Source organism: Aggregatilinea sp. (assembly GCF_036822615.1).
Classification (GTDB): Bacteria; Chloroflexota; Anaerolineae; order Aggregatilineales; family Aggregatilineaceae; genus Aggregatilinea.
In genome coordinates this window covers 1-21308 of the sequence record NZ_DAISHJ010000030.1, presented here as the reverse complement: position 1 = coordinate 21308, position 21308 = coordinate 1, and the positions used below count along the sequence as shown (strand labels likewise).

15 protein-coding genes are annotated in these 21308 nt (G+C 65.5%); 7 read left to right on the top strand and 8 right to left on the bottom strand.

The window, feature by feature from the left end:
• Positions 1 to 180: 180 nt before the first annotated feature.
• Together V7116_RS11360 and V7116_RS11355 are read left to right on the top strand one after the other, a co-directional pair.
• Positions 181 to 714, top strand: a complete 534-nt coding sequence (locus tag V7116_RS11360) for an NUDIX hydrolase (protein WP_324392042.1) — start codon at positions 181 to 183, stop codon at positions 712 to 714.
• 35 nt (positions 715 to 749) lie between these two features.
• Positions 750 to 2471: a serine hydrolase gene (locus V7116_RS11355; protein WP_324392041.1), complete on the top strand. Its 1722-nt coding sequence runs from the start codon at positions 750 to 752 to the stop codon at positions 2469 to 2471.
• Positions 2472 to 2839: 368 nt separating this feature from the next.
• Here V7116_RS11355 and V7116_RS11350 read toward each other — a convergent pair whose 3' ends face one another.
• The 4 genes from V7116_RS11350 to V7116_RS11335 form a co-directional block, all read right to left on the bottom strand.
• Entirely contained in the window at positions 2840 to 3262 is a 423-nt protein-coding gene (locus V7116_RS11350; RefSeq protein ID WP_324392040.1) for a nucleoside 2-deoxyribosyltransferase, read from the bottom strand.
• Entirely contained in the window at positions 3259 to 7155 is a 3897-nt protein-coding gene (locus V7116_RS11345; protein WP_324392039.1) for a GAF domain-containing protein, read from the bottom strand. Before V7116_RS11345 ends, V7116_RS11350 begins: the two co-directional genes overlap by 4 nt.
• A 165-nt stretch (positions 7156 to 7320) precedes the next feature.
• Positions 7321 to 8130, bottom strand: coding sequence for an anti-sigma factor antagonist (locus V7116_RS11340; protein WP_324392038.1), 810 nt, complete (start codon positions 8128 to 8130; stop codon positions 7321 to 7323).
• Positions 8131 to 8229: 99 nt separating this feature from the next.
• On the bottom strand, positions 8230 to 8568 hold the full coding sequence (locus V7116_RS11335) for an STAS domain-containing protein (RefSeq protein WP_324392037.1): 339 nt from the start codon (positions 8566 to 8568) through the stop codon (positions 8230 to 8232).
• 239 nt (positions 8569 to 8807) lie between these two features.
• Between V7116_RS11335 and V7116_RS11330 the strand changes: the two genes are divergently transcribed.
• The gene (locus V7116_RS11330) at positions 8808 to 9845 is read left to right on the top strand and encodes a CPBP family glutamic-type intramembrane protease (RefSeq protein WP_324392036.1); all 1038 of its coding nucleotides are present in this window, start codon (positions 8808 to 8810) and stop codon (positions 9843 to 9845) included.
• Here V7116_RS11330 and V7116_RS11325 read toward each other — a convergent pair.
• Genes V7116_RS11325 through V7116_RS11315 form a run of 3 tightly spaced genes read right to left on the bottom strand, consistent with a single transcriptional unit; the run spans position 9781 to position 13180 of the window.
• Positions 9781 to 10560 carry an SH3 domain-containing protein gene (locus V7116_RS11325; RefSeq protein WP_324392035.1) on the bottom strand — a complete coding sequence of 260 codons (780 nt, stop codon included), beginning with the start codon at positions 10558 to 10560 and terminating at the stop codon, positions 9781 to 9783. The genes V7116_RS11330 and V7116_RS11325 overlap by 65 nt on opposite strands.
• Positions 10561 to 10589: 29 nt before the next feature.
• Positions 10590 to 12167, bottom strand: a complete 1578-nt coding sequence (locus tag V7116_RS11320; protein WP_324392034.1) for a LysM peptidoglycan-binding domain-containing protein — start codon at positions 12165 to 12167, stop codon at positions 10590 to 10592.
• 2 nt (positions 12168 to 12169) lie between these two features.
• Positions 12170 to 13180, bottom strand: a complete 1011-nt coding sequence (locus V7116_RS11315; RefSeq protein ID WP_324392033.1) for an alpha/beta hydrolase — start codon at positions 13178 to 13180, stop codon at positions 12170 to 12172.
• Between the two features lie 193 nt (positions 13181 to 13373).
• Here V7116_RS11315 and V7116_RS11310 point away from each other — a divergent pair, with 193 nt between their 5' ends.
• Positions 13374 to 13706, top strand: coding sequence for an SCP2 sterol-binding domain-containing protein (locus tag V7116_RS11310; protein WP_324392032.1), 333 nt, complete (start codon positions 13374 to 13376; stop codon positions 13704 to 13706).
• A 340-nt stretch (positions 13707 to 14046) separates the two neighbouring features.
• Here V7116_RS11310 and V7116_RS11305 read toward each other — a convergent pair whose 3' ends face one another.
• Complete coding sequence (locus V7116_RS11305) at positions 14047 to 18411, bottom strand: Ig-like domain-containing protein (RefSeq protein ID WP_324392031.1); 4365 nt, start codon at positions 18409 to 18411, stop codon at positions 14047 to 14049.
• 247 nt (positions 18412 to 18658) lie between these two features.
• Between V7116_RS11305 and V7116_RS11300 the strand changes: the two genes are divergently transcribed.
• The 3 genes from V7116_RS11300 to V7116_RS11290 all read left to right on the top strand — a co-directional run bounded on the left by V7116_RS11300 (position 18659) and on the right by V7116_RS11290 (position 21227).
• Positions 18659 to 19609, top strand: coding sequence for an L-lactate dehydrogenase (locus tag V7116_RS11300; protein ID WP_324392030.1), 951 nt, complete (start codon positions 18659 to 18661; stop codon positions 19607 to 19609).
• A gap of 293 nt (positions 19610 to 19902) precedes the next feature.
• A complete protein-coding gene (locus V7116_RS11295; protein WP_324392029.1) occupies positions 19903 to 20253 on the top strand; it encodes a hypothetical protein in 351 nt (116 codons plus the stop codon).
• A 230-nt stretch (positions 20254 to 20483) separates the two neighbouring features.
• Positions 20484 to 21227: an SH3 domain-containing protein gene (locus tag V7116_RS11290; RefSeq protein ID WP_324392028.1), complete on the top strand. Its 744-nt coding sequence runs from the start codon at positions 20484 to 20486 to the stop codon at positions 21225 to 21227.
• Positions 21228 to 21308 lie beyond the last annotated feature (81 nt).

Sequence of the window (21308 nt, the reverse complement as noted above, 5' to 3'; positions counted from 1 at the left end):
TGCGCCCTCGTTTCGCCTGCGCAGGGCGTAGGGCACGCGCAGGGATCTGGACAGGGGCGGGGCGGGGCGGTACACTTGCCGCGATCCGAACTTACAGCGCAGGGTATCAGGGGGGCCATGCCGCCGCACAATGGCGACCTTGGCCTCTTGTGTTTACCGGCACGGTATTAAGGACACAACATGACGGACACCGGAACGGTAAATGCGGGCCGGGCGGGCCTCTACGGGACGCGCCGCAGATTTGCGATGGTACTGCGCCGCTTCCCCTGGATAGCGGTCACCATCCAGCGCCTGTACCAGATTGTGCAGCCCCGCTTCACGATCGGCGCGGTGGGGGTGCTGCTGGACGCTTCCGGCGATCATGTGTTCCTGGTGGAGCACGTCTTTCATGCCGTGCACCCGTGGGGACTGCCGGGCGGCTGGTTGGACCGCCGCGAAGACCCGGCGGACGGCGTGGCGCGGGAATTCCGCGAGGAAACCGGCCTGCGCGTGCGGGCGGTGCGCCCGCTCTTGATCCAGCGCGCGACGGGCATGCCGCATCATATGGACGTCGCGTATCTGTGTGCGTTGGATGGCGAGCCGCAGGCCGTGACCCTGTGCGGAGAACTGCTCGCGGCGCGTTGGGTGCCCTGGGACGCCATCCCGCCCATGATCGAGTTTCAGGCGCTGGCGCTGCGGACTGCCGCCGAGCAGGCGGGTAACCATTACGAATGACGCCGGGGCATCGCTCCCGGCCAGGAGGGTAAAGGGTGGAATACGGACACTTGCGCGAAGACCGGCGCAGGCTCCAACTGCCGGTGCTGGAGATCTTCTCGTCGCTGCTGTTGCTGGCCGCGATCGTATTGGCGATGTTCGAGCTGGTGCAGTACAGCAATACCCAGGAATCGCTCCAGCCTGACGTGACGGTGGCGGGCATCCCGGTCGGCGGCCTGGAAGAAGCGCAGGCCCAATCGCGCTGGGAAGCGGTCTATATGAACCAGCCGGTCGAGCTGGTCTATAACGGCAGCACGATTTACCTCGATCCGCAGGCGGTCGGCTTCCGCACCAACAGCGACGCGATGCTCGGCTCCGTGCGGTCGCAGAGCAGCCGCCAGAAGAATTTCTGGCTGGGCTTCTGGAACTACCTCTGGCGGCGTCCCGTGGGCGCGATCACTGTGCCGCTCGATGCTGGCCTGGAAGAAGGCGACCTGCGCGACTACCTCACGTCGCTGGCCGAGCGCTACGATCAGCCTGCCGCTGAAGGCGGCGGGTTCGACATCAACACGCTGACCTTCCGCCTGTCGATGGCAAGCAGCCGCCTGGACGTAGACGCCGCGATCCCGCTGATCGAGTCGGCGCTGCGCTCGCCCGATACGGCCAGCCGCAAAGTGATCCTGCCGATGGTGCAGATCGACGCGCCGCGCCAGGACATCAACTCGCTGCGCGACGCGCTGATGACCCTGTTCCAGTCGCGCGGATTCCAGTACAACGGCGCGGATACGTTGGCCTCGGTTTACATCCTGAACATTTCGACGGGTGAGGAAGTCACCATCCAGCCGGATATCGTCTACAGCGCGGTCAGCACGATCAAGATCCCGATCATGGTCAACCTGTTCCGCGATAAGCTGCTGGTCGAAAGCGAGCCGGACGTGGCCTACCTGCTCACGGAATCGATCCTGTGCAGCAATAACTCGGCCTCGAACTTTTTGATGCAGGTCACCGGCACCGGGACCAATGAAGAAGCGATGCTGCGCGAGGGGCTGAATCAGGTCTCGTGCACCGCGCAGGAGTTAGGCGCGGAGCACACCTACATCAGCGCGCCGCTGTACGTCGGCTCGGAGGGCTTGCAGTTCGAGGCGGCGGTCTGCCGTCCCGAAACGCCCGGCAACCAGGAATATAACGCGTCGCCCGACCCGTACGCCGAGACGACCGCCGAAGACATGGGCCTGATGCTGAACGAGATCTACGACTGCGCCGAGTACGGCAGCGGTCTGAAGGCGGTCTATCCCGACGACTTCACGCAGCAGGAATGCAAGCAGATGATCGAGGTCATGAGCGGCAACCGCATCGACCGGCTGATGGAGCTTGGCATCCCGCAGGGCACACGCATCGCGCACAAAAACGGCTGGGGGCCGGACACGACCGGCGACGCGGGCATCGTCTACGCGCCGAATGGCCCGTATATCTTCGTGATGTACACCTGGGAGCGCGATCTCGACGGCAACAATCTGCCGACCATCGACAGTTGGGTGCTGATCGAAGAAGCCAGCCGCCTGACGTACAACTACTTCAATCCTGAAACGGCTCTGTACCAGCGCCGCGCGCCGATCAACGAGCTAACCGCGATCGACTGCGTGACCGTGTCGTCATCCGATCAGGTGAACCTGAACGACATCAACGCCAATCGTTTGGACGAAAACGGCAATCCGCTGCCCGGCGCCTGTTATGGCGGCGCGGGCGACTGCCGTCCGTTTACGGACTGGTCGCACTGAGTTTGCGCCCGCCCGTATTGGGTTTTCTGCACCTATCGACCGAAGGAGTCTGCACCATGGAACCAGCTATCCCTGGCATTGGCGAGATTATTGTCCTGCTTCTGCTGTTCCTGTTCGGAATCATGCGGTAGCTGCCCGCCGCGCACGCGGATGCCGTCGTGCGTGCGGATTGGGGTTCGTTGCGTAGGGGCGATGCTTGCATCGCCCGTTTTTTCCCAAAACCCCGCCGCACCACGGCTGCGTGGGGTGGTTTGTGCGTTCTCGTGGGCTACCCCTGCAAAACCCCATCGAGCGCTGCTTGTCTCCCCTCTCTAACTTGATTGGAGAGGGGCCGGGGGTGAGGTGTGCTTTTTGCTCTTGGCTAACCGCTATTCGCTAACCCCTCGTCGTTGTTCCCCGAACAAATCCCGCACCGCCTGCGCGAGATCGCGTTCCAGGTCGCCCGGCGTCCGGTACACGACCGTCCGCGCCGCCAGCCCGCCGACCGTGGTCGAAGGCTCGGCGTCCGCGTGCCGCACGGCAACGATCGGCACGCCCAGCGCGGCGGCATACCCGACTTCGATCCCCACGCCGATCGCTTTGTGCGTGACCTCCGCGACCAGCAGGCGGCACGCGCGTAACTCGGCCTGCGTAGCTGCCATCATCGCGCGCTGATCGTCGGGCGCAAACTGATAGTCCTCGATGAAAATGCGGGGCGTCCACCCGGCGGCGGAGAGGGCCGAGCGGATCGCGGCCAGCGCCGGGGCAAGTCTCGAGCGGTGGGCGTAGCTGGCTGACACGAACGCGATCATGGCGTGTCCGTATCGAGCGCGTCCGGTTCCGCCTCCACGCACTTGATGATCACCAGCGTGATGTCGTCGAACTGCGGTTCGCCCAGCACGAACGTATCGACCGCATCCAGCACGCGTTTGCCCACGTCTTTTGCCGGGCGGTTGCGGTAGGCCACCAGCGCCGACTGCAAGCCTGCCACGCCGAACGCGCTCTTGTCGCTGCGGATCGCTTCGGTGATGCCGTCCGTGTAGAGGGCGACCAGTTCGCCGGGACGCAGCGTGATATCTTTTTCGTCCAGCCGGATCGATGGCACGACGCCCAGCGCGATCCCGCGCGCGATGAGCTGTTCGGCCCGCCCGTCGGCATGCACCAGCAGCGGCGGATTGTGCCCCGCGCTGCAATACGTCAGGCAGCCGGTCGAAGCGTCCCAGATGCCGTACCAGATCGTGACGAACAGTTCCGCGCGGTTGTCGTTGAGCAGCAGGTCGTTGACGCGCACCAGCGTCTCGCGCGGGGTGCGCCGGTTGGTGCCCACCGCGCGCAGCAGTGTGCGGCACAACGCCATGAACAGCGCCGCCGGGACGCCTTTGTCGGCCACGTCCGCTACCACGACCGCCCACTTGTGTTCATCCAGCGGGAAGAAGTCGTAGAAGTCGCCACCCACTTGCCGCGCCGCGCGGTAAAACGCCGACACGTCCCAGCCCGGCTCGCGCGGGGTGGTGTCGGGCAGGAAGCTCGTCTGGATGCCGCGCGCCACTTCGAGCTCGCGCTCGATGCGCTCGGCGGCGGTGGCTTCCGCCTGGAGCCGCGCGTTTTCCAGCGCGAGCGCCGTCTGGTGCGCGATGCCAGTGAGGATGTTCAGGCGGCGCTGGTCAATGGAGCCGCCCAATGCGGGGTGGTCCACCAGCATTGCGCCGACGAGATGCCCGCGCGCGATCAGCGGCAGGCCCAGCAGCGCCGGACTTTCGAACAGATTTTGCAGCACGGGCAGCAGTGGGCGGTCGCCACCGACGCCCGCCGACACCGGATCGGACGTTTCGGTCAGTTGGACCAGGAACGGCCCCGCGTCCACCGGCAGATCCACCCGCGCGAAGTTCGCCTTGTGTTCGGGCGAAAGGCCCCACGCCGGGCCGCCGATGAAGCACATATTGTCCGCGTCCCACTTCATCACGCCGCAGCGCTCGACGCCCACCAGCAGCGGCGTCAGGCGCACGATGGTTTCCAGGCTTTGATCCGCGTCGATCTGCGTGTTGACCGCTTCGGCCACTTGGAGCAGGGCGGTCGTCACCCACGCTTCTTCCTGCTGCGCGGCGAACAACTGCGCGCTTTCGATGGCGAGCGCGGCTTGATTGGCGATCCCGCTCACCAGTTCGATCTTGCGTTCGGTCATCGGCTCTGTGTCGTCGCCCTGGCCGATCAGGATCAGGCCCATCAGCTCGCCCTTGGCGAACAGCGGCAGCATCACGCCCTGGCCAATGTTGATGTCCACCGGCAGATTTTCCGGCTTGGGTGTGCTGCCGTCGATCAGCACCGGCTGTCCGGTGGTGCTGATCTCGGCCAGCGGCGGCCACGTGAGCGGCGTCACGGAGAACTTGTTGAAGGCGGCGGCCAGTTCGGGCCGCGTCCCGGCGATCTCCACCACGCGGAAGACCGACGGCTGGTCGGCCAGCATCACGGCGCTCCATTCCACGCCCACCAGCAGCGGCGTGATGCGCGCGACGGTACTCAGCACCTCGTCCAGCGTCGTGGCGCGGGCCGTGGCTTCGGCCACTTGCAGCAGCGCCGTCGAAACCCACGCTTCTTCGCGCTGCGCCATATACAACTGCGCGTTGGTGATGGCGACGGCGGCTTGATTGGCGAACGTGCTGATGATCTCTTTGTCTTCCGGCGTGAAGCGATCCGGCCCGATGCGCTCGATCAGCAAATAGCCGATCGATTCGCCCGCGACGGTCAGCGGCACGAGGATCTCGTCGTGCGCGGCGTTTTCGTCCGGCGCGTGGGTATACATCCGGTGCAGCAGATCGATCAACTGCGCTTCGCTGATGCCGTCCTCGCGGATCGTCTCGTTCCAGATGGACGAATCCGATCCCACGAGATCGCCCTGGGCGGCGCTGGCCTGATAACAGTCGTTTTCCGTGTCACGCAGCAGGATTACGCCTGCGGTGTAATCGACCACGCGCTCCAGCCCGACCAGGATGCCGTCGAGCACGCTGTTGAGGTCCAGCGACGACCCGAGCACGGTGCTCAGCTCGCGCAGCGTTTCCGAAAGCATACGCCGCCGCTGCTCGTTGGCGAACAGGCTCGCGTTGCGCAGCGCGATGGCGACCGTGTCCGCCAGCGCCTGAATCAGCAGGCTGTCTTCCTCGGTGAAGGCGTCCGGCTCCGGGCTTTGAATGTCGAACACGCCCAGCAGGTGCGGCCCCATGCGGATCGGCACGGCCATTTCGCTCTGCGTATCTTCGCGCCCCGGCCCGGGGATGTAAGCCGCTTCCTCGCGCACGTTGCCGCTGATCTTGGGGCGGCCTTCGCGCGCCGCCAGCGGGATCATGCCCTTGCCGTCCAGCGCATACGAAAGCTTTTCGAGCGCCCACTTACCGCTGTGCGCGCCGCTCCCGCTGCGAAACGCCAGCCGCTCCCCAACGCGCAGAAACAGGTGCACGCGGTCGTAGCCCAGGTGATCGGTCACCAGATCGACCACTTCGTCCAGCAGGTCGTCGATGTCGAGGATCGACACCAGCGCCCGCGCGACTTCCGTCATCGCGTTGACGCGCTCGGTCTGGCGGCGTTCGGCGTCGTAGCTTTCTGCCTCCTGGATCGCCAGCGCGAGCTGTCCCGCCAACGCTTCGAGCATGAACATGTCGGCGCTGCCGAATGCGTCGAGTTCGTCGCTCTGCACGTCGAGCACGCCCATCACGCGCTGCTGCACGATCAGCGGTACACACACTTCCGACTTCGTTTCGACCAGCGTGACGGTCGGCATGAAGCGCGAATCGTCGCTCACGTTGGGGGCCAGCGCGGGCTGCTGCTGCGTCGCCGCCCAGCCGACGAGGCCCTGGTCCGGCGTGATCGAAAACTCGTTGGCGATGAAATCCGCGTGGCTGCTGGCGCGAAGCTGGATCGTGTCGGACTTTTCGTCCCAGATGAAGATGCTCACCGCGTAATAGCCGAACGCATCATGCAGCAGCGTCACGATCTGCCGGAACAGGTCCGGCAGCGGTTGGATTGCGGTCAGTTGGCGCGAGACGTCGTTGATCAGTTGCAGTTGGCGAGCCTGTTCTTGCGCGGCCTCGAACATCTGCGCGTTGCGGATCGCGCTCGATGCCTGGTTTGCCAGCAGCGTCAGCAGGCGCATATCTTCGTCGTTGAAGCTGTCGGGCAGGTCGCTCTGCACCGCGATCACGCCCAGCACGTCGCCGCCGGAGATCAGCGGGGCGAAGATGGCCGAGCGTGCGGGTTTGATGCTGTAGTGGCTGGGGCGTGCGGGCAGCGTTTCCCACTCGCGCTGGAAGTCGCGCACCAGCAGGCCCGTCCCGGTGCGTTTGATCCACCCGACGATGCCCTCGCTCGCCACGTTGACGAAGCGCTGCGCGGGCAGGCGCTGCGCGGCCTTGAGCCACACTTTGATCTCGTAGTCGCCGTTATCGAAGAGGCCGATCTGGAAGTTGCGCGTATCGACGATGCGCGTCGCCTGCTGGTAAATGACCTCGCACAGCGGGTCCACGCGCAGGGGGACGCTGAGGATAGCGTTGCCCGCCCCGGCGATCACGTCCAGCTCGGGACTGGGGCGCTCGTTGGTGGCCAGGGCGATGCCCCGTGCGCGGCCCCGCCAGTACCCGGTGAGCAGGCCGAAGACGAAGCCGCCGACCGCCAGCGTGGCTCCCACCACCATGACGACGATAAGCGTACTATCCAAGAGGTTTTGCCTTCAGAGTGTGTATCGAGACCCTTGCGCCCCGTCTCCTGCTCCTTGCGAGAGCCACGATCGAATACTGCTCAGCGGCCACCCGGCAGGCGAGCAGGCATCCGGGGATGTTCCTTGTAAAGCACGCTCTCCGGTAACCGGAACGGCTGCGGTCGATCAGGCGCGTTTGGATTGCGCCTGGAGGGCGTCATCGAGATCCGGGAAGATTTGGAAGAGCATATCGAAGCCCACCATCTCCAGAATTTCGATGATACGGGGCTGCAGCCCGCTGAGAACGAGATCGCCGTTGTGCTCGTTGGCTCTGCGCCATGCCGAGACCAGGATCTTCAGTCCGCTGCTGGCGATATACTCCACCCCGGCCAGATCGACGAACAGCCAGTAATGCCCGCGTTGCAGGTGCGAGTTGAGCACCTGTTCCAGCACCGGGCTGGTATTGCTGTCCAGCCGCCCGCTCGGCCAGATCACCACCGCGCCGTTATCGAGCACGCGCGAGGCGAAGGCTTCCTCGACATCGCCCGATGCGGGCAGCGACTGGGCCGCTTCGACGAGCGGACGATTTTTGACCAGCACGAGCTGATTGTGGTTGTTTACCCGGGTGTAGTGGACGTCATCCATGAGCTTACGGATGAAGTAGATGCCCCAGCCGCCCGGCTCGCGCGTGTCGAGCGGTTCGCCGGGGTCCGGCGCGGTGTGCCCCAGGGGGTTGAACGCCGGACTGTCATCCGTAATGGTAATCACAAACCTGTCGTCTTCGATGGCGCAGCGGATCTCGATAGTGTTGCCGTCGGCCTCGTACTCGTAGCCGTGCTCAATGATATTGGTCAGCGCCTCGTCTACGGCCATCTGGCAGTGGTACACCGCGCGCTCGTCCAGCGCTGCGGCTTCCGCTGCGTCAACCACCATGTCGCAGGCAAGGCGCACATCATCGAGCCGGGCAGCGATCACGAGGCTGTTTACGTCGGCCATGATGTTCCTCGATCAGGCTGTGTGGACATTTGTGTCACGTGCATATTGGGTCGTGTGGCAGTGGGCGAAACGGCCAGCCGGGTGCGCAAGCCGTGTCCCTTAGAAGCTACCAACTGCCTCCACCTGGGTGGGGTAGATCTCAAAGATCGAGTCCAGCCCGGCCAGTTCCAGGACTTCCTTGACCCGTTCCGACGGGTTGGCGATGCGCAGGTCGCCGCCGTTGCGCTTCACGCGCTTCAGGATGCGTACCATTTCGCGCAGGCCCGCGCTGCTCATATACTCCACGCCGCTCAGGTCCAGCACGAGGTTGTTGTTGCCGTCGTCGGCGGCCTTGTCGAGCGTGCTTCCCAGCTCTGTTGCATTGGTGCTATCGACGCGCCCCATCACCTCGAACAGGCGCACGCGCCGCATTTCAGACACATTGATTTCCATAGCCATAATGCCTGGGCTCCTTTCACAGGATACTGTTGGCGATTATACCATTGAAAAGACGGCAGCACGAGAGAACGATTACAGATTAGTTATTAGTAAGTTACTGAATGTTTGAGTCATGAGCGATGACAGGCGAGCGCGCCGCCGCCTGTACGTCTGCCGGTTTGCTAACAAATCCTGTCCAAAAACCGGATCGCGGGAACGGTATAATGAAATCGTGCAGCGGAATCTGTTGAGGTGCAGTGGTGGCGAAATCGGGTGATGTGCGGTCAGGGGAACGGGTGGTATGGGCGGCGGCGGTCGTGGCCTGCGGCGTATTTGTGCTGCAAACGGCCCTGGCCGACAGCCAGATTTTCACGCTGCGGTGGCTGTTCGCCGTGCTGATCGTGGGCGGGGCGGCGTTCGCCCTGAGACGGAGCCAGCGCCCCGCGCCGGACGGGCCCGGCGCGCCGGAACCGGTCGTGTTGGTCCTGGCGGCGCTGGTCGGGTTGGCGATCTGGCCCGTGGCGTGGTGGCTGATGGATCTCAGCAATCACGCGCTGCTCGAAGCCGGGCCGCTGCCCACCGCGCAGTCACTGATCGATCTGCCGGACGTCTTCTTTGGCGCGCACCTGCACGACGCGTCCTACGAGCTTCAAATTCTGTTCGCCGTGGTGCTGGCTCCGCTGGTTCAGGCGTGGCTGGTCTGGGGCATGGTCCAGCCCGCGCTGGGACGCGCGGTCGGGCGCTGGCGTGCGGCCTGGATCGCGGGCGCGGTCGGCGGCGCGCTGAAGAGCCTGATCGCGGTGCAAAATGTCGTGCCGGGCATGCCCTGGGGGTTGGCCTCGCTGAGCGGCTATCTGCTGTTGGGGTGGGGCGCTGCGCTGGCCGTCTACCTGACCGGATCGGCGTGGGCGGGTTTTGCGGCGCACGCGGCCTTCGTGTATGCCAGCTTCGCCCTGCGCGACGATCTGGCGCGGTCGATGGCGGGCAAAGCCTACCTGGACGTAGCATGGCTGACTCTGCTGGTGCTCGGCCTGTTTGTCGCCGCGATGCTGCTCCAGGTGATCCGCTTCCGCGTCGTGCGCCCCGACGAGCCGCCGCGGGCGGGCCTGCACCGCCTGTGGATCCCGCTCGCCGTGCTGCTGCTGGCGCTCGGTTTCATGGCCGCGCTCGACGTGCGGGCGCGGCGCGACCAGTCCGGCGAGGAGCGAGCCGCGCTCACCCCGGCGATGACGGTTACAACCGTCGCAGCAGTGCGACCAGCAGCCCCATCAAGCCCAGCGCGCCCAGCGCGAGGATAGGCACGATCGGCGGCATCCCCTCGGTGCTGGCTTCGGACGCCGCGCCCGACGCCTGCGGGATGATCACCGGCGTGTTGGTGAACGGCGGCGGCGTGAAGGTCGGCAGCGGCGCGCCGGGGACCAGTGTCGCGGCCTCGCCGCCTTCCGGCGTGAATACGCCCGTCGGCGTGACCTGCACCATCGCCGTCAGCGTCATGATCGCGCCCGGCGTTTGCGTCACGTAGTCGGCGGTTTGCTGCGCCGCTTGCAGCGCCGGATCGGCAGTGGAGATCTGGTCCAGTTCCAGCTCCGGGATCTGCGCCGCCTCCCCGATCAGGGTGACGACGCCGCTGTACACCCAGCCGACCCCGCCCGTCGCTTCCGGCATCTCGATTTGATACCAGTCGAAACGGCTTCCCACCACCGCGTACTGCGTGCCGGGGCTGATCACCGCGATGCGCGGATCGTTGATGTCCGGCCCGGAGCGCACGTTCGTCTCTGCCGTCACCGCCTCGATCATGGGGCGGCCCGCGACGGTCGGGGTACGCGTCGGCGTGCCGGTCGGCGGCCCTTGCGTTGCGGAAGGCGCGGGAAACGTCAGTTGAATCGGCGTGGGCTGCTGCTGCGCGCTGCTCTCGGAAGCCTCGCCTCCGGTCGCCGCGCGAGCGATCGTCCCGCCTGCAGCCAGCAGCGCCACGGTTACGATCAGCACCGCGATCCGCTGCCGGGCCACCATTCGCCGTAGAGAACTCATCACCATCACAATCACCACATCACCTTGTTTTGTTCGAAATCGCGCGTTTGGTCGGCCTGGCGATAACCATCGTCGCCGTCGCGCGTCATGTAGCCCTGATATTCCTGCCCGGCGTACCCGTGCATCGTCCACTCGCCCAGCACCTCCGCCGGGACACTCACGCCCGGCGCGCACGCGTTGCACTCGACGGGCAGCCACTCGCCGTTATAGCGGCGGCTGAAGTGCAGGTGCGTGCCGTTGCTGAACCCGCCCATGCACGACGGGTGCCCGAGCCGGTCGCCTGCTTTGACCTGCGTGCCCGGCTTGATCACCTCGTAATCGTCCATGTGCAGGTAGACCAGCGTCCAGCCGGTGTGCTCGTCGCCGTCACCATCCAGGTCGAGGATGATGTACCCGCCGCCGCTGCGCGCGATCACCCCGTCCGCGACGGCGGTCACCCACTGCGGCGAGATGTAACACGACCCCTGCGCGTTGACCAGCTCGTCGGGCGGCTTGGGCGGCGCGAAGTCCACTGCCGACCACGCCGATCCGCTGTTATACCCGCCGTGCGGCCCGCCCGTGAAGACCCATTCCTCGCCGGGCGCGAAGGGCAGCGTCAGCGTCGGCTGCTGCAAATCAGGCGGGACCAGCGGCTCGACCGCGTACTCGAACGGATCCCCGAACAGGTTCAGGTACGTCTGGTAAAACCCGTCCGGCCCGATGTCCGTTTGCCACTGCGCGTACGAATTGCCCACACTCAGCATATACTGCACGCCAACCGTGCCCGCGTTCACGTCGCTGGCGTAAAACACGCGCTGATCGCCCAGCGACAGCGAGATCTCGCCGCGATATTTCCAGCCGTAATAACCCGCGTTGAGCGCGTCGGCGGCGTCGAGCATCTGGCGGTACAGTCCTTCGCGCCCCGTCGAGACGAGGCCCATCGGGTAACTTTCCGCCTGATCGCTTTCGGGATACGGGTCAGTGATCCAGTCGCTGCGATATTCGAGCAGCGCCAGCAGCAGGCGCGGGTTGACGCTGTAGCTGCGCGCCACGAAGTCGATGATCTCCACGCCGCTCCACGACTTGTCATCAATCGTCTCTGAATATGCGCGCAAAAAGCCCTGCTGGAACTTGGCGAACGCCGTCACGCTGAAGCTGCTCGCGCCGGGGCTGTAGACCAGTTCGCTGTCGGGGATCAGCTTGAAAGACGGCGCGAACTCGACCTGTCCGCCCGGCACGTTCAGCGTTTGGCCCACTTCCAGCGCGTTGGCATCGCCCAGCGCGTTGAGCGCCAGCAGTTCCTCGACCGTCACGCCGTACTGCGTGGCGATCGTGCCGAGCGTGTCGCCGGGTTGCACGACGTACAGGTTGCTGCTTTGCGGCACGGCCCGCGTGGGGTTCGGCGTCGGTTTGATCGGCTGCGGGGTTGGTTTGCTGGGCGTTTCGGTGGGCGGAATGACCAGTTGGCCCTGCTCGTCGTAATAAGGCGTCGCCGTGACGTAAATCACGCGCTCCTCGCCTCCGCCGAGGGAACAGCTCGCCGCTGCCAGCGCCAGCAGCAGCACGATCGGGATCAGCGCGGGGTTCAAACGGGGAGCAGGGCGAAGCATGATCACCTCAGCACGTCGGCCAGTAGCGGCAGGGACGTCTCGTAGCGGTAGTGCGTGCCGCGATGCCCGTCAGGATATTCCTGGTACTCGTGCGCGATGCCAAGCGCATCCAGCTTGCGGTGCAGCAGCCGCGCGCCGACCTGTAGCTGGTACTCGTCGTAGCTGCCCACGTCGATGAACGCCAGCCGCGCGCCGCGCAGCGCGTCCGCAAACGCGGGATCGTCCGCCATGCGCAGCGGATCGTGCGCCAGCCACCGTGCCCAGACGGTCTCGTCCAGCGCGCCCGTGTCGGGATCGATCGGCAGGTCGAAGCCGTGCGGTGCGCCGGGGTTATCTCCGAACGCCGCCGCCCAGCACACCGTCATGACCAGTTCCCAGAACGTGCCGCCTTTGGGCCGGATCGTGGGGATGTCGCGGATGAACGCGTCCAGCCCGCCGTACTGCGCGAGCTGCTGGTGCATCTTCGACAGGCCGGGCAGGCACGTATATTCCCAGTACAGATCCCCGCTGTGGCACGCGAACGCCCCGAAGGTTTCCGGGTGGCGCATCGCCTGGACCAGCGCGCCGTACCCGCCGCTGCTGCGCCCGAACACACCGCGATGATCCGCGCCGGGCAGCGTGCGGAAGTGCGCGTCCACGAACGGCACGATCTCACCCACCAGCGCGTCCTCGTAGCGCCCGATGCCCGCCGAGTTGATGAACTGCGAGCTGCCAAAGCGCGTCCACAGGTCCGGCATGACGACGATCGCGGGGGCCATGCGCCCCGCCGCGATCAGCGCATCGATCTGCTGTGGCACGGAGACGTCCCACGGCTGCCAGTTGAGCAGGGCCGGGCCGGTGCTGCCGTGGCTGCTCAGCAGATACAGCGCCGGGTAGCGCTGGCCGGGATCGTCATCGTAACCGGGCGGCAGGTAGACCGGAATGCGGCGCTCGATCGGATCGCCCAGCGGGTTATCGCGCAGGGCTTCGCACGTGAGGGTCGGTTGTTCGACGCGGCTTGCACTGGATGGCACGGGTAGTTTCCTCCTTGTTCCGCTCGAATTGTAGCGAAGCGGTCCCCCGTGGGCAATAACAATTGGCATGCAGGCGGGTGAACGTCGGGTGGAGGCGAATGCGGCCCCACGCTAGGAAATGGGGCAGGGTGCTGTTATAGTTAGGGTAAATTACCGGGCTGTGACAGACTTCTCAAAGGCAGGAGGAACAAGCATGCCACAGGCAACATCGGTCGAACAAGTGTTTGATCATATTGAAGAGGGGTTCCACCCTGAAAAAGCCGAAGGTATGGACGCCGTGTTTCAGTTTGAGATCAGCGGCGAAAACGGCGGGAATTATTGGGTGAAGGTGGTGAACAAGCAGGTCGAGGCGCACGAAGGGCTGCACGAGTCGCCTACCATGACGCTGCGCGCGTCCGCGCAGGACTTCCTGGCGCTGGTCAACGGCCAGCTCAACCCCATGACCGCGTTTATGCAGGGCAAGGTCAAGGTCCAGGGCGATATGGGTCTCGCGCTCAAGCTGCAAACCGTGCTGGGTATCGCGTAATCTGCCCGCTATAGCGCGCGGCGCTCCCGTGCACGGGGCGTGGTGCAAAACATCTGGTGGTCTTTACGGTGGGGTAGAGCTTGCTCTACCCGTTTTTTGTGTCCTGCCTCCCGTGCAGCACGGGCTGCTTTGCTTTTCTCCCCACAGGCCGCCCCTGTCTTGAACGATCCCCGCGCAGCAAAAAGGGACGGGCACCGAATGCCCGCCCCTCGACACTGCCCTCATCGATTCCTGCTTTTCTCCCCTCTCCAACTTGATTGGAGAGGGGCCGGGGGTGAGGTCGCCTTTGCCCTTGCCTTTGCTAACCGCTAATCGCTAACGGCTAGCCGCTGTTCTCCGCCTACGGATTCAGCACTTCCTGCTGAAGCTCGCGCAGCATCCGCAGCAGTTGCACGTTGCGGACCGGCACGCCGTAGTTGTTCAGCGCCTCGGACGAGAACACGTCGTTCACGCCGGGGCTGCTCAGCGTGAGATCGCCCTGGACCGACGCCGGGACGTTGTCGTTGATCGTCCGCCACACGTTGATCAGCGGCAGGTCGTTGTCCTCGGCCAGCGTGGCGATGATCGCGTTGTACGGCGGCACGCCCGTATAGATGTTCGGATCGCCGGGGATGGTCGTCAGCACCGGGATCGCGCCCGCGTTGGTGATCGTCTGGATCACCTGCGCCAGCGTCGCCTCGAACTCGTTGATCGGCGTGCCCGCGAACGCGTCGTTGCGTCCCGCGAAGATGAACACCACGGCGGGCCGGTTGACTCGCAGCTCGCAGCCCAGCGGCGTCTCGCCGGGGCAGAAGTTCGGATCGGCGTTGGCCGGGTCGAGCAGGTCGCTCACGGTCCAGTTCGGATTGCTGGCGAGCGCGCCGCCCTGCTGGAAGCTGTTCCCGCCGATGCTCAGCGGCGTCAGCGAGAAGTCGTTGACCACGGCGGCCAGCTCGTCCGCGTCGGACAGGCCGGAGAAGTCGCCCTGCGCGTCGCCCAGATCGGACATCAGTGCGGCGGGCGGTGTGTCGCCCACGGCGCTGAACACGCCGATATTCGCGGGCGGCTGGATCGACTGCCCCTGTTCGTAGATCTGCTCGGCAGTGTCCTTTACATCATCTTCGATCGGCGTCAGCACCGGCACTTCTTCCAGGTCCACTTCGGGGACCTGCGCGACGGCGGTCGGTTGGGCGGGCGTGTTGACCGTGACCGTGAAGCTGGTCGATCCGGTCGCGCCCTGCATGTCCTGCGCCGTGACGGTGATCGTCGCCGTGCCGGGGTTGATCGCGCTCAGGGTGATGACGCCGCCCTGCGGTTCGCCCGCTTGGACCACGTTCGGATCGTCCGACTGGGCTGTGACGCTCACGCCTTCGCCCTCAGGATCGGACGCCGCGTACGGGATGTCCAGCGTCGTGCCGGGATCCATCATCTGCGGCCCGATTTCGCTTACGGTCGGCGGCTGGTTCGGCTGCTCGACCGTCACCTGGAACGTGGTGCTGTCCGTGCCGCCGCGTCCATCGTCCACGGCCACCACGACGGATGCCGTGCCGGGGCCGTTGGCGGCCAGACTGACGACGCCCTGCTGGTTGATGACCGCGCTGACGACTGCCGGGTTATCGGCCTGCGCCATCGCCGTCAGCGGATCGCCGTCGGGATCGGACGCGCTGAACGGCACGTCGCGGGCTTCACCGAGCGCCATGCTCTGCGGCGCGATGTCGAGGATGTCCGGGGATTGGTTCGGCTGCTCGACGGTGACGGTAAAGGACGTGCTTGCGGGTGCACCCTTGTCGTCCTGCACCGTGACGGCCACATTCGCTGTGCCCGGCCCGGTTGCGGTCAGGCGCACGACGCCGCCCTCCGCGATGACCGCATCCACCACGCCGGGGTTATCGGACTGCGCGATCGCCGTCAGCGGATCGCCGTCCGGATCACTTGCGTTGAATGGTACGTCCAGCGTATCGCCCACCTGCATCGCCTGCGGGCCGATGCCCTCGATCGTCGGCGGCTGGTTGGGCTGGATCACCGTCACCTGGAAGGTCGTGCTGGCGGTTTCCCCGCTCGGATCGCTGACGGTGACGGTCACGCTTGCCGTGCCGGGCTGGCCCGCCTGAAGCTGGACCACGCCGCCCTCACCGATGCCCGCCTGGACCACGTCCGGCGTATCGGACTGCGCGATGGCGCTCAGCGAGTCGCCGTTCGGATCGGCGGCGTTGAACGGCACGCTGCCCGCTTCGCCCGCGTTCAACTGCTGCGGGGCGATAGTGTCGATCGTCGGCGGCTGGTTCGGCTGGATCACCGTCACCTGGAAGGTCGTGCTCGCCGGGATGACGGACGGGTCGCTGACGGTGACGGTCACTGTGGCCGTACCGGGCTGGCCCGCCTGAAGCTGGATGACGTTGCCCTCGCCGATGCTGGCCTGGACCACGTCCGGCGTATCGGACTGCGCGGCTGCCGTCAGCGGATCGCCGTCCGGATCGGTCGCGTTGTACGGGACGCTGCCCGCTTCGCCTGCGTTCAACTGCTGCGGCGCGATGGCGTCGATCGTCGGCGGGCGGTTGGGCTGGATCACGCTGACCTGGAAGGTCGTGCTGGTCGTCTCGCCGCCCGGATCGCTCACCGTGACGGTGACGTTCGCCGTGCCCGCTGCGCCCGCAAGAAGCTGGACCACGTTGCCTTCAGCGGCGAATGCCTGGACCACGCCGTCGTCGTCGGACTGCGCGATCGCCGTCAGCGAATCGCCGTCGGGATCGGTCGCGTTGAACGGCACGCTGCCCGCTTCACCCGCGCTGAGCTGCTGCGGGGCGATGGCGTCGATCGTCGGGGCGCGGTTGGGCTGGATCACCGTGACCTGGAAGGTCGTGCTGGCCGGTGCGCCCTTGTCGTCCTGCACCGTGACGGTCACGATCGCCGTGCCCGTCTGGCCCGCCTGAAGCTGGATCATGCTGCCTTCGGTGATGCTGGCCTGGACCACGCCGTCGTTATCGGACTGCGCGATTGCCGTCAGCGGATCGCCATCAGGATCGCTGGCGTTGAACGGCACGCTGTCCGTTTCGCCCACGTTGATCTGCTGCGGTGCGATGGTGTTGATGCTCGGCGGCTGGTTCGGCACAGCGGTGTCGGTGGCCGTCGGTTCCGGCGTGAACGTTTCGGTCGGCAGCGCCGTATCCGTCGCCGTGGGTTCCGGCGTATTGGTTTCAGTCGGCGTGTCGGTCGGGGTCGCGGTTGGCTCCGGCGTATCCGTATCGGTCGCCGTGGGCGCGCCGGTTTCGGTCGCAGTCGGGACGGTCGTTTCCGTCTCGGTGGCGGTCGGTTCCGGCGTATCCGTATCCGTGGCCGTCGGCGCGCCCGTATCCGTCGCGGTTGGCGTATCGGTCGGCGTCGCCGTCGGGGCGCCCGTATCTGTCGCAGTTGGTGTATCGGTCGGCGTCGCGGTCGGCGCGCCGGTTTCGGTTGCCGTGGGCGTATTCGTCACGGTCGGCGTATTGGTCGGTGTCGCCGTGGGTGCGCCCGTATTCGTGGCCGTCGCCGTGCTGGTATTGGTCGCGGTCGGCGGAACGGACGTGTTCGTGTTGGTGGCCGTCGGCGGGATCGGGGTCGCGGACGGCGTATTCGTCGGCGTCGGCGGGATCGCGCCCACCGGGATCGACGTGCAGCTTCCGGTCAGCGTCGTGTTGGCCGCCTGGACCCAGCCGTACGTGCCTGCGATGGCGATCTGCCACCACTGTGCGCTGGTGTCGCGCGCGATGAGCGGGAACACCTGCCCGGCGCTGAGGATCGTCATGCGTGTGTAGTTGGTGCCCGGTCCGCTGTACACCGGCAGCCCGTCCACGTTGATCCGCACGCGGCACGGCTCAGGGCTGGGCGTGAGGGTCGGGGTGCCGGGCGGCAGCGGCGTCGCCGTGATGATGATCGGCGTGGGCGAGGGCGGCAGCGGCGTGTTGGTCGGCTGGACCGTCGGCGGCGTCGCGTTCGGCAGCAGCGTTGGCGTCGCCGGAGGCAGCACGATGCCGATTGTGGCGCAGTTGCCCAACTGGTTCACGTAGTAGCCGCTCACCCAGCCGTAGCGCCCGTTGTAGTAGATCTGCCACCACGAATCCGGGTAGATCTGGCGTCCGGTGACGGACAGCGTCTGGCCGATGGTCACCTGATCGATGACGTTATACACCAGCCCCGGCCCATTCCGCACGCTCAGCGACCCGACCGTGACCTGCACGCGGCAGGTTTGAACCTGCGCCGTCGCGGTCAGGAACGGGATCGTGGACTGCGGCGTCTGCGTCAGCGTTGTCGCGCGCTCGCGCACCGTCAGGTTGATCGTCTGCGCATCGCCGCGCACGTCGCCGCGCCAGGGCAGCACGGTAAGCTGTTGCGCCCCCAGGTTTTTCGGCTGCCAGCGGAAGAGGACTTCGAATTCTTTTTCGCCTGTTTCGAGCTGGGGCGATGCCTGTGACGCGATGACCGTATCGTTCGCGATCAGCTCGACGCGCGTCACGCCGACGGGGTCCGTGCCGACCGCGTAGATCAGCACGTCGCTGTTGACGAGCACTTGAGCGCCGTTGTCAGGAGCCTGGATGATTGCGCCCGGACGCCCGTCGCCGCCGACCGGAGTACCCTGGTCGCTTTCTTCGTCGTTACCCGTCAGGTTGCAGGCCAACGCCGCTGCCAGCAGAAACAGCAGCGGCACGAACGCCAGCCGGAAGTTGGAATGTGGGCGTTTGCCGGATCTCATACGGTCCCCTCCTGCCGCCGCCAACGATGGGTTACGGGGCGCGGCGGTGCTCGGATTCATCTAATAATCCAATATTCAGTCTATTACCCTTTGCGCAATTCTGCCACCTGCGCCTGTTAACCGTAGCCAGATCATTGCGCAAGCGTCGAAAATCGCCCACGTGCGTATAAATTAGCGGGACAGGTTGTGGCCTATGGCGAAACCTGCCAGAATTGAGCTAGAAATGGGCCACCAGGAGGGACAACCGGTGAAGATCGGAATTGTGGGCAGTGGAATGGTCGGTGCGACGGCGGCGTACGCGCTGGTGATGCGCGGGGTGGGCCGCGAGATCGTGCTGACGGACAAAAATCCGGCGCGGGCGCGCGCCGAGGCCGACGATATTCTGCACGCCGTGCCGTTCGCGCAGCCGATGGTCGTGCGCTCCGGCGAGTATCAGGATCTGGCGAACTGCTCGGTCGTGATCATTTCGGCGGGGGTCGGCCAGCGCCCCGGCGAAACCCGGCTTCAACTGCTGGGTCGCAACGCCGCTGTGTTCCGCGAAGTGATTCCCAGCGTGCTGAAATATGCGCCGGACGCCGTGCTGGTCGTGGCGACCAATCCGGTGGACATCATGACGCATCTGGCGGCGCGTTTCGCCGTCGAGGTGGGCGTACCGGCCAGCCGCGTGCTGGGCAGCGGCACGATGCTCGACACGGCCCGCTTCCGTGCGCTGCTCAGCCGCCAGTTGGGTATCGAGGCGTACAACGTGCACGCCTACGTGCTGGGCGAGCACGGCGATTCCGAAGTGTTGGCGTGGTCGGGCGTGAGCATCGGCGGCATCCCGCTCGACGAGTTCTGCGCGGGCGAGAACGAGATCACCGCCGGCGTGCGCCAGACCATCGACGATCAGGTGCGCCGCGCGGCCTACCACATTATCGAGGGCAAGGGCGCGACGTATTACGGCGTGGGCAGTGCGCTGGCCCGCGTGACGGGTGTCATCCTGGGCGATCAGCGCTCGCTGCTGACGGTGTGCTCGCCCGTCGATGAAGTCGCGGGTGTGCCGGATGTCACCGTCTCGCTGCCGAATCTGGTCGGCGCGAAGGGTGTGCTCAACAACTGCCTGTTTTCGCTAACGGACGACGAGTACGACGCGCTGCGCCGCAGTGCGCTGGTGGTCAAGAACGCCATCGACCAGCTCGACGACGGATTGCCCTCCTGACCGGAGCGCACTCGCGCGCCGGTTACGCGCTCGTCCACACACGGTCCGTAGGGGCGATGCTTGCATCGCCCTTCTTTTTTGCCCCCCTACGGCTGCGTGTCCCCAAGTTCCACGCGCTCCAGGGCCGGATGATCTCTTTTTGTCCTGTTTTTGTTTGGATACATCAGGAGAATTTAAGCGTAAACGATTCTTTGCGAAAGGCAATTCATGCTATTATAGCGATAGGTCTTATCAACAGGTGTAACCCCTACGTTACTGGGGTGCGCCGCTAATCATATTCGGAGCAGGCTGCTATGCGTAACAAGGGATATGGCGCTTTGCGATTCGCCAGCTTTATTTACGGCGTTTTGGCCGGGATCACGCTGATTGCCACCATCGCCGCGGTGGTGGCCGCCGTTCTCCTGATCGACGGGAACGACGACGTAGAAAAGATTGTGAACGACAGCGGCGTCTATACCGTGCCCGCCGATTACGACGGCGGCGACGCGGTGCGCATCGGCGCGATTCTGGTGGCAGGGGGCCTGGTCCTGTTCGTCAGCTTCCTGTCGCTCGCCAGCTACCTCGACTTGCAGATCGACCAGACCGCCTACATGCGCGATATTCGAGCGGCGCTGGTGCAAATCTATAAACGCAACGCGCTCTAGCGGCGCGCTCGCAGGTTCTCCCTTGCATCACAGACCGTCGCCCCGTGCGACGGTTTTTTTTGTGCCGTGGGGCGTCCGGTTTGGGCACGGTGCGGCGAAGCCTTTAGGATCGGGACACGATAGGTGTTGTTTGTATGGTGTCGAGTGGGTGTATTGGAAAGGAATACGGCTGTGTGTGGAAAGAACTGGATCGTTTATGTAGAGGAAATGGCCCGGTCTTGGAGGGCCTCATGAAGCGCGCGCTGCTGGTCGTGAGCGTGCTGGTATTGATCGCCAGCGCGGGCGCGGCGGGCCTGACTACGGCGGCGGCGCAGTCCGGCACGGGGATCTGCAACTTCACCGTGACGGCCAGCCCGTCTCTGAATTTTCGCTCGGGTCCCGGTACGAACTTCCCGGTTGTGACGCGGGCGCAGCCGGGCAGTGTGTGGCGCGTGTACGAGGTGCGTTACGACGACATCAGCGCGCTGCGGGTCGATGAATGGATTCGCCTGCAAGCGCCCGACGGGGCGACGGTCTGGGCCGCCGCCTACTACAATAATGTGGCGCTAGGCCGCTATGACATCACGCAGGACTGCCTCGACGTGCGTTTCCCGACCACGGCGACCCCGGGCACGCCTCCATCGTCGCCCGCAACGTGTACCGTCACGTTGAGCGTCGATGTGATGGTGCGTAGTGCGCCGGGAACGGGATCGCCGCGCGTGGGCGGGTTGCGCGCCGGGCAGGAGATCACGGTGCAGAGCGTGCAGGTGAGCGGCAGCTACGTCTGGGCGCAGCACAGCGGCGGCTGGAGCGCGATCTATAACCGGGCCGCGTCCGCATGGTGGGCCCGTGCAACGAGCACGGAAGGCCAGAAATGCCTGAACGTCCCGGGATGGAGCGGTACGGGCCTCTTTACGCCGCCGGTTTCGGCCCTGGCCTCGTTGTTCCTGGACGCGCCGTTGTTCGTTCTGGCGGGCGTCGCCCCGCTCGGCTAGAGGCTGTTATGCACTTTTCGAGGGAGAAAACTGGTTTCTCACGCTCTCGTGACCCTGCGAACTGTAGGGGCGGGTTTCAAA